Origin of the sequence: Sphingomonas sp. Leaf339, assembly GCF_001426195.1 — a bacterium.
In the GTDB taxonomy this organism is placed as follows: domain Bacteria; phylum Pseudomonadota; class Alphaproteobacteria; order Sphingomonadales; family Sphingomonadaceae; genus Sphingomonas.
In genome coordinates this window covers 936,607-949,023 of the sequence record NZ_LMRS01000001.1, presented here as the reverse complement: position 1 = coordinate 949,023, position 12,417 = coordinate 936,607, and the positions used below count along the sequence as shown (strand labels likewise).

The 12,417-nt window shown below is 65.7% G+C and carries 15 protein-coding genes and 2 tRNA genes; 4 read left to right on the top strand and 13 right to left on the bottom strand.

The window, feature by feature from the left end:
- Window positions 1–3: 3 nt before the first annotated feature.
- From ASG67_RS04505 to gap, 8 genes are all read right to left on the bottom strand, one after another.
- Window positions 4–1,005 (bottom strand): L,D-transpeptidase family protein, encoded by a 1,002-nt coding sequence (locus tag ASG67_RS04505; protein WP_056525724.1) that lies wholly within the window; start codon window positions 1,003–1,005, stop codon window positions 4–6.
- Window positions 1,006–1,072: 67 nt separating this feature from the next.
- Window positions 1,073–1,756, bottom strand: coding sequence for a thiamine phosphate synthase (gene thiE / locus ASG67_RS04500; RefSeq protein WP_056525721.1), 684 nt, complete (start codon window positions 1,754–1,756; stop codon window positions 1,073–1,075).
- A 39-nt stretch (window positions 1,757–1,795) separates the two neighbouring features.
- Entirely contained in the window at window positions 1,796–2,704 is a 909-nt protein-coding gene (locus ASG67_RS04495; protein ID WP_056526544.1) for a class I fructose-bisphosphate aldolase, read from the bottom strand.
- A 31-nt stretch (window positions 2,705–2,735) separates the two neighbouring features.
- Window positions 2,736–3,077, bottom strand: coding sequence for a type II toxin-antitoxin system PemK/MazF family toxin (locus tag ASG67_RS04490; RefSeq protein WP_056525718.1), 342 nt, complete (start codon window positions 3,075–3,077; stop codon window positions 2,736–2,738).
- The gene (locus ASG67_RS04485) at window positions 3,068–3,310 is read right to left on the bottom strand and encodes a ribbon-helix-helix protein, CopG family (RefSeq protein ID WP_200940710.1); all 243 of its coding nucleotides are present in this window, start codon (window positions 3,308–3,310) and stop codon (window positions 3,068–3,070) included. Before ASG67_RS04485 ends, ASG67_RS04490 begins: the two co-directional genes overlap by 10 nt.
- A gap of 629 nt (window positions 3,311–3,939) precedes the next feature.
- Window positions 3,940–5,130 (bottom strand): phosphoglycerate kinase, encoded by a 1,191-nt coding sequence (locus ASG67_RS04480; RefSeq protein WP_056525715.1) that lies wholly within the window; start codon window positions 5,128–5,130, stop codon window positions 3,940–3,942.
- Window positions 5,127–5,588, bottom strand: a complete 462-nt coding sequence (locus ASG67_RS04475; protein ID WP_056525712.1) for an MOSC domain-containing protein — start codon at window positions 5,586–5,588, stop codon at window positions 5,127–5,129. The genes ASG67_RS04480 and ASG67_RS04475 overlap by 4 nt, the downstream gene beginning before the upstream one ends.
- 9 nt (window positions 5,589–5,597) lie before the next feature.
- Window positions 5,598–6,608, bottom strand: a complete 1,011-nt coding sequence (gap, locus tag ASG67_RS04470; protein ID WP_056525709.1) for a type I glyceraldehyde-3-phosphate dehydrogenase — start codon at window positions 6,606–6,608, stop codon at window positions 5,598–5,600.
- A gap of 186 nt (window positions 6,609–6,794) precedes the next feature.
- Here gap and ASG67_RS04465 point away from each other — a divergent pair, with 186 nt between their 5' ends.
- The 4 genes from ASG67_RS04465 to ASG67_RS04450 all read left to right on the top strand — a co-directional run bounded on the left by ASG67_RS04465 (window position 6,795) and on the right by ASG67_RS04450 (window position 8,202).
- Window positions 6,795–6,989 carry a hypothetical protein gene (locus ASG67_RS04465; RefSeq protein ID WP_056525707.1) on the top strand — a complete coding sequence of 65 codons (195 nt, stop codon included), beginning with the start codon at window positions 6,795–6,797 and terminating at the stop codon, window positions 6,987–6,989.
- A complete protein-coding gene (locus tag ASG67_RS04460; protein ID WP_056525704.1) occupies window positions 6,989–7,294 on the top strand; it encodes a cell division protein ZapA in 306 nt (101 codons plus the stop codon). Before ASG67_RS04465 ends, ASG67_RS04460 begins: the two co-directional genes overlap by 1 nt.
- Before the next feature lie 177 nt (window positions 7,295–7,471).
- A complete protein-coding gene (locus ASG67_RS04455) occupies window positions 7,472–7,999 on the top strand; it encodes a 5-formyltetrahydrofolate cyclo-ligase (RefSeq protein ID WP_056525701.1) in 528 nt (175 codons plus the stop codon).
- The gene (locus ASG67_RS04450) at window positions 7,996–8,202 is read left to right on the top strand and encodes a DUF2842 domain-containing protein (protein ID WP_056525698.1); all 207 of its coding nucleotides are present in this window, start codon (window positions 7,996–7,998) and stop codon (window positions 8,200–8,202) included. Before ASG67_RS04455 ends, ASG67_RS04450 begins: the two co-directional genes overlap by 4 nt.
- Before the next feature lie 34 nt (window positions 8,203–8,236).
- Here ASG67_RS04450 and ASG67_RS04445 read toward each other — a convergent pair.
- From ASG67_RS04445 to ASG67_RS04425, 5 genes are all read right to left on the bottom strand, one after another.
- Window positions 8,237–8,313, bottom strand: a tRNA-Asp gene (locus ASG67_RS04445).
- 78 nt (window positions 8,314–8,391) lie between these two features.
- Window positions 8,392–8,468, bottom strand: a tRNA-Asp gene (locus ASG67_RS04440).
- Window positions 8,469–8,524: 56 nt separating this feature from the next.
- Window positions 8,525–9,712, bottom strand: a complete 1,188-nt coding sequence (locus ASG67_RS04435; RefSeq protein WP_156460659.1) for an AI-2E family transporter — start codon at window positions 9,710–9,712, stop codon at window positions 8,525–8,527.
- Between the two features lie 103 nt (window positions 9,713–9,815).
- Complete coding sequence (locus tag ASG67_RS04430; protein ID WP_056526538.1) at window positions 9,816–10,157, bottom strand: hypothetical protein; 342 nt, start codon at window positions 10,155–10,157, stop codon at window positions 9,816–9,818.
- Window positions 10,158–10,268: 111 nt separating this feature from the next.
- Entirely contained in the window at window positions 10,269–12,407 is a 2,139-nt protein-coding gene (locus tag ASG67_RS04425; RefSeq protein WP_056525691.1) for a prolyl oligopeptidase family serine peptidase, read from the bottom strand.
- Window positions 12,408–12,417: the final 10 nt, after the last annotated feature.

Genomic DNA, 12,417 nt, shown 5'->3' with positions numbered 1-12,417 from the left:
CACCTATTCCTGGAAGACGACCGGCGTGCCGGGCTTCACCATCACCGACAGCCGTGCCGCGTTCCAGTTCGCCAGTCGCACGCAGCCATGGCTTTCGGTCCGGCCGATCAGCGCCGGCTCCGGCGTGCCGTGGATGCCATAATGATCCTTCGACAGGTCGAGCCACACCACGCCGACCGGGCCATTCGGCCCCGGCGGCAGCATTGCCTTGGTATCATCCTTGCTGGCGTCCCAGAACAGGTCCGGGTTGAAGTGGAACTTCGGATTATAGTCGGCGCCCTTGATCGTCCAGTTCCCGATCGGCAACGGATCATGCTCCGATCCGGTCGTCACCTGAAACTGCGCCACCAGCTTGTCGGCCTTGTCATAGACGCGCAGCACCTTGTCGGATTTGTCTACCACAACCTTCGCGGCCTCGGGCTGTACCGCGTCCACGTTTAGGCTGCTCAGCGTCGCCCGCCATTCATCGGTCCGCTCGGGGTCATAGGCCCGGCTGGTCGGTAGGACATTGGGAAACACCACCTCAGTGCCCGGTCGCAGCATCGTCTGGGGGCTATTCAGCTCCATCAGTACGGCGGGCGTGGTGTGGAACATCTCCGCCAGCTTTTCCATCGGGCTGCGATAATACAGGCCTGGCAGCTTGGCCTGCTCGTCCTCACCCTTGGGAATCGGGTTCAGATACGGTCCGGCGAGCACGCGGGCGTTGAGCGTCAGCGTCTTGGTTGCTTCCGTGCCCCAATAGGGACGGAGCGCCTGCATCGTCGCCGGGTCTGGCTTGCCGGTCAGCGGCAGGCCGCGACTTTCCTGGAAACCCTTAATCGCCGCAGTCAGCGACATGCCGGGCCGGCCATCCAGCACGCCCGGCGAGAAGCCGAGCCGGTCGAGCACCACCTGCATCTTCAGCAGATCGCGGTCGAGCGGCGCCGTCCGGCTTGCCGACGTCTGGGCCGATGCGGCGACCGGCACCACGACGCTGGCGGCGAGGATCAGGGAGAGAAGACGCATGGGCACTCCGATCAGAACTGTTACGCTATCGGATCAAACGTACGCGCCTTCGCTTTGGCTCCGCCCCTCAATCGCGTTTCAATATCGCGGCGAACGCCTGCACCGCCGCCGCTTCGTCGCCGCCCCAGACCGAACCGGACGCCGCGATGAAATCGGCCCCGGCCTGCACCAGCGGCAGCGCGTTCTGCGGCGTGATGCCGCCGATCGCGACGCCCGGAATCTCGAACACCGTGGCCCACCAACTGAGGATCACCGGGTCGGGATGATGCTTCACGTCCTTAGTAGTCGTCGGATAGAAGCTGCCGAACGCCACGTAATCGGCTCCCGCCTCGCCTGCCTCCATCGCCAGATGGCGGCTGTCGTGACAGGTCACGCCAATCTGCGCCGTCGGCCCCAACGCGTCGCGTGCCTCGCGCGGGTCACCGTCGCCCTGCCCCAGATGCACGCCGTCCGCGCCCAATCGCTTGGCCAAGCCGATCGAGTCGTTGACGATGAACGCCACGTCGCGATCGTTGCAGATCCGCAGCAGCGGTTCGGCGAGCCGTGCCGCCTCGTGCTGGTCGATATCCTTCACCCGGAACTGGAACGCCGCCACCGGTCCGGCGTCGAGCGCCCGCGCCAGCCGATCGGGAAAGGCGCCGCCGACATCGAGCGGCGATACCAGATAGAGCTGGCATGGCGGTCGCCGGTCGTGGCGGCGGAAGGAGGCCGCGAAGTCGGGATCGAGCGGGCCGAGAGGGTCGTCAGTCATGCGCCCCCTCTAACCACACCCTTGCCGTGACGGAAGCCGTCACTCCTCGCCCTTGTAAATGGCGATCAGCTTGGCGAGCATCGCCAACGCATCCTCGCGGCTGCGCTGGAAGGTGTTGCGGCCGATGATCGATCCGTAGCCACCGCCAGCCAGGATGTCGCGCGCGTCCTGATACACCGCGTCCGCGCCCTTGGCCGCGCCGCCGGAGAACACCACGATCCGCCGGCCGGCGAAGCTGGACTGCACGACGTGCTTCACGCGGTCCGCCTGATTCGACCAGTCGGTCCCCTCGTAGCTCTTCTGCGCTTCCTTCTGTTCGATATGGTTGCTCGGCAGCTTCACCTTGATGATGTGCGCGCCCAGCAGCGCGGCCATATGCGCGGCATAAGCACCGACATCCAGCGCCAGTTCGCCGTCCTTCGACAGGTCGCCGCCGCGCGGATAGCTCCAGATCACCGTCGCCAGCCCCGCCGCCGCCGCTTCCTCGCGCAGGGCGCGGATCTGTTCGATCGACTGAAAGATGCCGTCCGACCCCGGATAGATGGTGAAGCCGATGGCCGCGCAGCCCAGCCGCAGCGCATCCTCGACGCTGCCGGTCTGAGCCTGCGTGATCGAGGTCGCCCAGCTATTCGAGCTGTTCAGCTTCAGGATCGTCGGAATCTGGCCGGCGAACGTCTCCGACCCCGCCTCCAGCGCGCCCAGCGGCGCCGCATAGGCGCTGAGGCCGGCGTCGATGGCCATGTGGTAATGATAGTGCGGGTCATAGGCCGGCGGATTGATCGCGAATGACCGCGCCGGGCCGTGTTCGAACCCCTGATCGACCGGCAGGATCACCAGCTTGCCCGTGCCGCCTAGCTTGCCGTGCATCAGGATGCGGGCAAGGTTCGCCTTCACCGCCGGGCTGGTGCCTTCGTACTTGTCGAGAATGGACTTCACGATCGGGGTCATCATCGTCTCCTGCGAAATTCGAATCGGTGTTTCAGAGGGCCAACCAACGCCGCAGCGCCTGATCGACCTGCTCCATGCGGGTCGCGGAAGCGTGGCCGATCACGCCGGTGATCCGCTCGCGCCGGATCGAGGTGATGCGATCGACCTGCACCTCGCACTCCACCGTCAGGCCGGTGTGCTCCTGCGGCGAGATCGCGACGCGGAACAGCGCCTCACCGCCGACGACGTTGGTCAGCGGGCAGAGCGTCACGGTGCTGTGCGCGGCGTTGAACAGGTCGGCCTGGACGACGACAGCGGCACGGCCCGACGCTTCGCCCTGCCCTTCGTCACCGGGCCCTGCGATCATGACGATCGCGCCATGGGCTATTTCCATGCCGCATCCTTCGCCTCGATGGTTTCCCAGAAGGCATAGTCGTCCGCCACATCGCGTTTCGATGCGCGCAGCGACTGGCGGCGAGCCTCACGACGATAGGCCTCGTCGTACAGGTCGACGTACCGGCGGACGGCTTCGCGGGCGAGGTCGCTTTTGCTGCGACCCTGCGTGCGGGCTACGGCGGCTAGCCGTTCTTCCAGTTCGCTATCGAGCCTGACGCCGAGCAATCGCACCTCCGTTTAACATGTTAAACATACGCGGACGGTTCCGCATGTTCAACCCCGCATCCAGAATATCGATCGCGCGGAAAGTCCCGAAAGTCACACCCCCCGCGCGTGCGCGATCGTGCGCGCGCGGGCGACGGGGCGGGACAGAAGCATTTTGGGCGGTGACTGGGGGAGACAGGTCATCGCTCCAGAATACGGGAGCGTGGGCGTGTAGGACATCCCTGCGCGGTCTATAGGGAAGAAGGGATGTTCGCGCGGAGGCGCGGAGACGCGGAGTGGTTGAGGTCGCTTTGCGGGGGGCGGGATCGCTGTCCGGCGGTCGTGGTGATGATCGGAGGAGCTTTCGATGCAGAGCTTCGGCATCCCCCATCGTCGTTGCGCGCGTAGCGAAGCAATCCAGTGTTGCGCGCGGGGGAATGGATTGCTTCGCTCCGCTCGCAACGATGGGTACTGTCGCTATTTATCAATGATTTGTTCGAAGTCATCCCATTGAGAACGCGCGCAGCGCCACAATCCCTTTTTCTTCTTCTCCGCGTCTCCGCGCCTCCGCTCGAACCCGTTCAACAGTCTGCCAAGCCGACCGCCGTGGCGGATACAGAGCGCCGCCGGCCCGAACGAACCGGCGGCGTGTTCAATCAGCGCATCAGGGCGGCGACGCCGGGCAGGTCCTTGCCCTCCATCCATTCCAGGAACGCACCGCCGGCGGTCGAGACGAAGGTGAACGAACCCGCCACCCCCGCCTGGTTGAGCGCCGCGGCGGTGTCGCCGCCGCCGGCCACCGAGACGAGGCTGCCGTCGCTGGTCAGCGCGGCGGCGGTGCGGGCCAGGGCGACCGTCGCCATGTCGAACGGCGGCGTCTCGAACGCGCCGAGCGGGCCATTCCACACCAGGGTGCGACAGTTCTTCAGCACGTCGCCCAGCGATTCGACCGCAGCCGGCCCGACATCGAGGATCATCTCGTCCGCCGCGACCTCATGCACGTTGACGGTACGGGTCGCGGGGTTCGGTTTGAACTCCTTCGCGACGACGACGTCATAGGGCAGATGCACGGTGCAGTTCGCACGATCCGCCGCGTCCAGAATCTCCTCGGCGGTGCTGGCGAGATCGTGCTCGCACAGGCTCTTGCCCACATCCACACCGCGCGCCGCGAGGAAGGTGTTGGCCATGCCGCCGCCGATGATGAGGTGATCGACCTTGGTCACGAGGTGCTTCAGTACGTCGAGTTTGCTCGACACCTTGGCACCGCCGACCACCGCGGCGACGGGGTGCTCCGGCTTGCCCAGCGCCTTTTCCAGTGCATCGAGTTCCGCCTCCATCGCCCGCCCGGCAAAGGCCGGCAGCTTGTGCGCCAGCCCTTCCGTCGAAGCATGGGCGCGGTGCGCGGCGGAGAAGGCGTCGTTGACGTACAGATCGCCCAGCGCGGCGAAGCGATCGATCACCGCCGGGTCGTTCTTTTCCTCACCACCGAAGAAGCGCGTGTTCTCCAGCACGGCGATATCGCCCGGCTGCAGCGTCGCGACGGCGGCGGCATCGCCCTCCCAATCTATGTAGCGCACGGGGCGGCCCAGCACGCCCTCATACGCTTTGGTGATCCGGGCCAGCGACATGTCGGCGCTCGGCACGCCCTTGGGCCGTCCGAAATGCGCCAGCACCAACACGATCGCACCGCGATCGGCGAGTTCCAGTACGGTCGGCACGGTCGCGCGCAGCCGGGTGTCGTCGGTGACGGCGCCATCGGCCATCGGCACGTTCAAATCCTCGCGCACCAGTACGCGCTTGCCCTGCACGTCGCCCATTTCGTCCAGCGTCTTGAATGGCTTGCTCATGATGTCTCGATCCTGATGATATCGCCGACGACGATCGTCCCGCCGGCCAGAACGCGTGAGCAGGCGCCGCCGCGCCAATCGGGCGACAGGGCCGCGAACAGGCCGGGCGCCAGTGCCTCCATCCGGTGGCACGGCTCGGTGTCGCGCGTTACCTCCAGCACCACGTCCGCGCCGATGCGCAGCCGCGTGCCCGGCACCTGCGGCAGGTCGAACCCGTCGATCAACAGATTGGCGCGGCGTTCCCACCATGGGAGGTCGCGTGCGACCTCGGCCATTGCGGCATCCCAGTCGATCCGCTCGATCAGCGTCACCTGACGCCGGCCATAGCCGCCAGGCTTGCGCACGCCGCGGTGATCACCGGCGATGCCGCCGTCCAGCGACACCTCAGCCCGATCGATCGTCTCCATCGGGCCCTTGGCGCGCCCGTGGCGGGCGATGCCGGCGATCACGCCTGCCATGTCAGCCGCTTACAGGAACGAGGCCATGACCTTCGCGGTATCGACCATGCGGTTCGAGAAGCCCCATTCATTGTCGTACCAGCTGACGACGCGGACCAGCTTGCCGTCGAGCACCGCCGTCTCCAGGCTGTCGATGGTCGACGATTGCGGCGTATGCTGGATATCGATCGAGACCAGCGGTTCATCGGTATAAACCAGCACACCGACCAGCGGTCCGCTTTCGGAGGCAGCCTTCAGGATCGCATTCACCTCGTCACGGGTCGTGTCGCGCTTCGGCGTGAAGGTCAGGTCGATCAGGCTGCCGTCCGGCACGGGGACGCGGATCGCCGAGCCGTCGAGCCGGCCCTTCAGTTCGGGCAGCACCTCGCCCACCGCGCGCGCCGCGCCGGTGGTGGTCGGGATCATCGACATCGCCGCCGCGCGGGCACGACGCAGATCGGGGTGGATCTGATCGAGGATCTTCTGGTCGTTGGTATAGGCGTGGACGGTGGTCATCAGCCCGCGCTCGATCCCGATCGCGTCGTTCAGCACCTTGGCGACGGGCGCCAGGCAGTTGGTGGTGCACGACGCGTTCGACACGATCGTGTGATCGGCGGTCAGCTTGTCGTGGTTGACGCCGAACACGACGGTGAGATCGACATTCTTGCCCGGTGCCGAGATCAGCACCTTCTTGGCGCCCGCATCGATATGCTTCTGGCACGACACGTTGTCGGTGAAGAAGCCGGTGCATTCCAGCACCAGATCGACACCCAGTTCCTTGTGCGGCAGGTTGGCGGGATCACGCTCGGCGGTGACGCGGATGCGCTTGCCGTCGACGACCAGATCGTTGCCCTCGGCCGAAACCTCGCCCGGATATTTGCCGTGGACGCTGTCGCGGCTGAACAGCCACGCGTTCGACTTGGCATCGGCGAGGTCGTTGATCGCGACGAGGTCGAGACCGCTGTCACCGCGTTCCAGGATCGCGCGCGCGACGAGGCGGCCGATACGCCCGAAACCGTTGATCGCTACCTTGACCGTCATGTATGGCACTCCATCAGGGGCGGCCGCGGATGCCGGGGCCGGGACGCAGCGGCCTTTGCGGGGGCGGCGGCGTTCCTGTCAACCGTCAGCATCCAATATCTGGGACGTCGCAGGCCAAAGCCGGGCCGGCGCAGATCGCCGATCACAGCCGTTGCCGTAACGGTCCCATCCGCCTAATCCCGCCCGATGACCGAAACACCCCCACAGGTCGCACCGGCGGTGGAGCGCATCGACCGGGCGATCGCGCGCATCGAGGCGTCGATCGCCGCGCGTTCTGAAAGCGGCGACGCCCTCGCCCGCCGCCACGCCGCGTTGAAGGCCCGCATGGCCGAGGCGGTCGCCGCGCTCGACGATGTGATCGCGCGGGGCAGCACGCGCTGATGCCCAATGTCACGATCCAGATCGGCGGCCGCCCCCATGCCGTCGCCTGTCGCGCGGGCGAGGAAGCACGCGTCCAGATGCTCGGCCGGATGCTCGATGATCGCTGGGGCGCAGCCGACCGTGCGTCGGGCGGGCAACCCGAACGCGCGATGCTGTTCGTCGCGCTGATGCTGGCCGATGCGCTGGACGAGGTGGAGAAGCGCCCGCCCGAGGGTGCGGCCGTCAGCGAGTCGGCGTTGCAGCGGATCGCCGATCGTCTGGAAGGATTGGCGGATGCTCTTGAGCAAGCGCCTCCGACGTCCTAGATGGGTGTCGGCGGGTTCTGCCCGGTACGAGCCTTTATTATCCCTGAGGCTATTCATCATCCAAAGGGGGCTGTCCCTGCCCGGACCCTGGTCCGACGTATATGGTCCCCACCTGACGTACCGTGCGTCAGTGGATAACCCGGCACACGGCCACGGCGGTCCCGCCACCCGCCCTTCATGATGGGCAAACGCGCCCTCCGCGCCCGGCTGCGGGCCATTCGCGACGCCGCACCGCCCGCGTCGATGGTCGTGCCGGACGCATTTGCCGCGCGGCTGTCGCCCGGCCTGATCGTGGCATCCTATATCGCGATGGGTGGCGAGGCCGATCCCGCTCCCCTCGATCGGGTCGCGGCCGATGCCGGCTGCCGCCTCGCCCTGCCGCATGTGGTGGACCGGCCGACGCCGATCCGTTTCCTCGATGCGCGTCGTGCGCTGGTCGATGGTCCGTTCGGGTTGCGCCAGCCAGATGCCGGTGCGGCGGAACTGGCGCCCGATATCATCCTGACGCCGCTGGTCGGATTCGACCGACGGGGCAATCGACTGGGTCAGGGGGCCGGACACTATGACCGTGCGTTTGCCGCGTATCCGGCGGCATGGCGGATTGGCATCGCTCATGCGGCGCAGGAAGTACCGTCGCTCACACCCGATCCGTGGGACGTTCCGCTCCACGCAATCCTCACCGAACAGGAATGGATCGTTCCATGACCCCTAGTTGGCGCAAACCCGCAGGCGTTCTCGCCATCCTCGCGCTCATCACGATCTGGGCGGTGATGGTCGCCAGTATGTCGGATTTGGTGGGTGGCTTGCACTGGGCGGTGCAGGCGATGTTCTATCTGGTGACGGGCATCGTGTGGATCACGCCGATGCGGCCATTGCTGTCGTGGATGGAAACGGGGCGCTGGCGCTAAAATTTTTAGGGTAAGCGCCATCCACTGAAAGGGATGGCGCGAGTGACGGGACTTGAACCCGCGACCTCCGGCGTGACAGGCCGGCGCTCTAACCAACTGAGCTACACCCGCAGAACCTAATGGACCGCGGTATCGCGATCCGTAATGGACGTCGGCTTGCCATGATTTGCTCCATCCCGTGTCAGGGGATGGCGCGAGTGACGGGACTTGAACCCGCGACCTCCGGCGTGACAGGCCGGCGCTCTAACCAACTGAGCTACACCCGCTTGGAAGCGAGGCCGGCCAACTAGGCGAGCCCCCCCTGCCTGTCAACGACCCTTTTTTAAGAAGCCGTCGATGGATCGGCCGACGGCCGCTTCCTCCCACGCTGTTGCTGGACGAGCGTGCCGTGTTCGAACAGGAAACCGGCGATATCGGGCCTGCCCGCCGCTCCCAGCACGGTCTGGATGATGATGAGCAGCGGCACTGCCAGCAGCGCGCCGAGCGTCCCCCACACCCACCCCCAGAAACTGAGCGAGATGAGGATGAGCAGCGGACTGATCGTGAGACGATGGCCGACAATGAACGGCGTGATCGCATTCGCCTCGATCAGGTGCAGCCCGTACATCATCGCCGGCGGCAGCATCGCCATCCAGATGTCGGAAAAGGTCATCAACCCGCCCAGCGCCAGTAGGAACGCGCCGATCACCGGCCCAAAATAGGGGATGTAGTTAAGCAGCGCGACGATCCCGCCCCACATCGCCGGATAGGGCATGCCGATCGCCCACAGCGCCACGCCGGTTACGATGCCCAGCACCACGTTGATCGCGGTAATTGTGCCGAGATAGGCGGACACGTCGTCCACGACGTCCTGGATGACGCGGGCGGTCGCCATCGCGCCGTCGAAACTGGTGCGGCCGGTGATCGTCCGCTGGCGCATGCGTGTCCAGCCGGACAGGAAGAAGAACACGATCAGTATGCCGAACAGAACCTGCACGATCACTGCCGGTGCCGAGGTAGCTGCCAGTTCGAGGATCGATCCCGGCGCTGCCACCGCCGCGGTCCGTGGCTGGCGGATCGGCGTCGTCGCCACCTGCCGCAGCGTCTTGTTCACATAGGTTTCGAGGTTGGAATACAGGTCGAATAGCGGCGCCAGATTATCCTGGATGCGATCGAGCCGTGTCGGCAACAGGCGGAAGAAATCGGCCGCGGGGACGATGATCGCCGCCAGCGCGATATTGGCGGCGAGCAGGAACGTCAGCAGGCATAGTAGGGCCGCCAGCGGTGACGGCACCCGCCGCCGCTCCAGCCATTCCAGCACGGGGATCAGTGCAACCGAGATCACCAGCGAGATCGTCAGCGGCAGGAAGAATTCCGACCCCGCCTTCAAGGCGAAGGGCAAGGCCAGCGCTAGTCCGGCACCCGCCGTCAGCGTCAGCGATGCGAGCAGCCGATCACGACGCATGGCGATCCGCACCGCTTCCTCTGCGGCGACCCCCACGGGCACGCCCAACAGGGAGTCGCCGGGCATATCGGAAGTAAGATGGGTGTCCGGGTCGACCATGTCACCACCCTAGGAGGGCGACCGGCAGGCGGCAACGACCCGTGTAGTTTTTCCGTCACCCAGACGCGAATCAGTTCGGCTCGATCGCCATCAACACGGTGCCGTCGTAACGTGGGTCGCCCGGATTGTGCAGCGCGCTTGCCGAGAAACGGCGCGGCGTGATGCGCAGCGCGCCGAGGCCAGCCAGCTTGAACGAGCCCATTTTCTCTTCCTTGGGCGGCTTGCCGTCGCGCTCCAGCGTCGTGGCATCGACGTAAATCTCGTCGTGCCGGGTGTAGATCGCGTGGGGAGCCAGCGTCACTTCGCCACGGTTGTATGTCGCGGCGACCGCCAGTTGCTTGACGATCGCCTCGAAGATCACGGCCGGCGAGGGCGGCGGCGAGGCAGCGGGACGTTCGATGGCAGAGCTCATATCGTTCATCCCGCTCCCTTTGCTCCTATCGCTGCGTTGCAGCAATAACGATGTCGCGAACGCATCGTTTCATCGCGGCACGCAATCGCAGGCAGGATCGCGGTGGAAATTCTACCGCGCGGCCGTCCCCCCGGCTGGTCCGATCAGCTTCTGCGCGAAATAGGTCATCTGCAAGGCCTGTAACCGTGCACCCTGCGCGATGTCGGCATCACCCGAATGCCCGCCCGCCGTATCCTCATAGAATAGATAGGGAAGACCATATTCCTTCAAGCGTGCCGCGAACTTGCGCGCGTGCTGTGGCCCGACGCGGTCGTCCTTGGTGGTCGTCCAGATATATGGCTCCGGATAAGCACCGCCCTTCTTGATATTCGCATAGGGCGATATCTTTTCCAGAAAGGCGCGCTCCGCCGGATTGTCGACCGAGCCATATTCGTCGACCCACGACGCACCCGCCGCAATCTTTTCGTACCGGATCATGTCGAGCAGCGGCACCTGGATCGCGACCGCGTTCCACAGATCGGGATGCTGGTTGAATTCCACGCCCATCAACAGGCCACCGTTCGATCCGCCATAAATGCCGAGCTTCTTCGCACTCGTCACCCGGCGCGCGAACAGATCCTTCGCCACCGCGGCGAAATCGTCGTAGATCACCTGCCGCTTGGTCTTGCGGCCGGCATCGTGCCACGCCGGCCCGAACTCGCCACCGCCACGGATATTGGCGAGAACATAGGCACCGCCGCGTTCCAGCCACAGCTTGCCGGTCGATCCCAGATAGGTCGGCAGGCGCGACAGTTCGAACCCGCCATAGGCGGTCATCAGCGTCGGCGTCGTGCCGTCGAGCTTGGCCCCCTTTGGTCGCACGACGAAATACGGCACCTTGGTGCCGTCGGTCGAGGTTGCATCGAACTGTTCCACCGTCACGCCAGTCGCATCGAACTGCGCAGGCAGCGTCTTCACCACCTTCGGGGCGGCCGGGGCCGCCGCATCGATGGTGGCGAGCGTGGTCGGCGTCGCGAAGCCGGTCAGCGAGACAAAGGCGCGGTTCTCGCGATCGGTAGTGCTGGCGACGCCGACGCTCATATTCTCCGGCACGGCCACCGGCGTTGGCGCCCAGCCGGTCGCGGTCGGCGCGAACACGGTCATCCGGCCCCGGACATTGTCGATATAGGTCAGTATCACGCGATCCTTCGCCGTCGACACGCCCTGTACCGCCTGACGCGGGGTCGGGGCGAACAGAACGCACGGCGTCATTTGCCCGCTTTCCAGCTCGGCCAGTGGCACCCATGCCACTGAGCCGGCAGCGATGTTGCCCCATGGATCGCTGGTATCGAAGATCACCCGGCCATCGACCATCCCGGCCGGAAAGGTGCGCGCCGGCACGTCGAGCTTACGGGTCGTGCCAGCGGGCGATCCGGTGGGCGTCCATACGAACTTCTCGCCCCCAAAGAACGTCAAGCGCCGCTCGATCACCACCGCGCGGTTGCCCTTCGCGTCGATCAGCGTCGTCGCATAGGTGCCGAGCTGGTCCTGCGGCGATCCGCGGAACACCTCGACCGCCTGATCGACCTGTTGTCCACGCTTCAGCAGCTTGACGACGAAGGGATAGGACGAGGCAGTCAGCGTGCCGGCACCCCAGTCGCGGCTGACGAGCAGCGTGTCCTTGTCGATCCAGGTCGCCCCCTGTTTCGAAGTCGACAGCGCGAAGCCGTTCGCGACGAACTGGCCCGTAGCCAAGTCGAACTCGCGATAGCTGATCGCATCCTCACCACCTTCCGAGAGGGCGACCAGACACAGGCGTTCCTCGGGTTGCAGGCAGGTGGCGCCCTTCCACACCCATTTCTTGCCCTCGGCCTTGCTGAGCGCGTCGAGATCAATCAGCGTCTTCCACGCGGGGGCGGGCTTTGCGTAATCGGCTTCGGTCGTCCAGCGCCACAGCCCTTGCGGATGATCGGCATCGCGCCAAAAATTCAGGATGCGGCCGAACTGCTGGTTCGGCATCGGGATGCGATCCTTGGCCGATGCGATCGCCAATGCCTCTGCATAGAAGGCAGCGTAGCGAGGATCGTTCTGGAGCCGTGGCAGCGTGCGGGCGTTCTCCGCCTCTACCCATGACAGCGCCTTGGCGCCGTCCTTGTCTTCCAGCCAGATATAGGGGTCGTTGGTCATCGCGGCGGTCTGAGCGAGCGCTGGGGCGCCGGCAAGCCCCCCGGCCAGGATCGTCGCGGCCAGCAACATCTTCAATTCACGCATGAACGGCTCC

Excerpts from the sequence above, each read along its gene's own strand:
- ASG67_RS04505 (WP_056525724.1), bottom strand. The coding sequence starts at position 1,005 with ATGCGTCTTCTCTCCCTGATCCTCGCCGCCAGCGTCGTGGTGCCGGTC.
- thiE (WP_056525721.1), bottom strand. The coding sequence starts at position 1,756 with ATGACTGACGACCCTCTCGGCCCGCTCGATCCCGACTTCGCGGCCTCC.
- ASG67_RS04495 (WP_056526544.1), bottom strand. The coding sequence starts at position 2,704 with ATGACCCCGATCGTGAAGTCCATTCTCGACAAGTACGAAGGCACCAGC.
- ASG67_RS04490 (WP_056525718.1), bottom strand. The coding sequence starts at position 3,077 with ATGGAAATAGCCCATGGCGCGATCGTCATGATCGCAGGGCCCGGTGAC.
- ASG67_RS04480 (WP_056525715.1), bottom strand. The coding sequence starts at position 5,130 with ATGAGCAAGCCATTCAAGACGCTGGACGAAATGGGCGACGTGCAGGGC.
- ASG67_RS04475 (WP_056525712.1), bottom strand. The coding sequence starts at position 5,588 with ATGGCAGGCGTGATCGCCGGCATCGCCCGCCACGGGCGCGCCAAGGGC.
- gap (WP_056525709.1), bottom strand. The coding sequence starts at position 6,608 with ATGACGGTCAAGGTAGCGATCAACGGTTTCGGGCGTATCGGCCGCCTC.
- ASG67_RS04465 (WP_056525707.1), top strand. The coding sequence starts at position 6,795 with ATGACCGAAACACCCCCACAGGTCGCACCGGCGGTGGAGCGCATCGAC.
- ASG67_RS04460 (WP_056525704.1), top strand. The coding sequence starts at position 6,989 with ATGCCCAATGTCACGATCCAGATCGGCGGCCGCCCCCATGCCGTCGCC.
- ASG67_RS04455 (WP_056525701.1), top strand. The coding sequence starts at position 7,472 with ATGATGGGCAAACGCGCCCTCCGCGCCCGGCTGCGGGCCATTCGCGAC.
- ASG67_RS04450 (WP_056525698.1), top strand. The coding sequence starts at position 7,996 with ATGACCCCTAGTTGGCGCAAACCCGCAGGCGTTCTCGCCATCCTCGCG.
- ASG67_RS04435 (WP_156460659.1), bottom strand. The coding sequence starts at position 9,712 with ATGCCCGGCGACTCCCTGTTGGGCGTGCCCGTGGGGGTCGCCGCAGAG.
- ASG67_RS04430 (WP_056526538.1), bottom strand. The coding sequence starts at position 10,157 with ATGAGCTCTGCCATCGAACGTCCCGCTGCCTCGCCGCCGCCCTCGCCG.
- ASG67_RS04425 (WP_056525691.1), bottom strand. The coding sequence starts at position 12,407 with ATGCGTGAATTGAAGATGTTGCTGGCCGCGACGATCCTGGCCGGGGGG.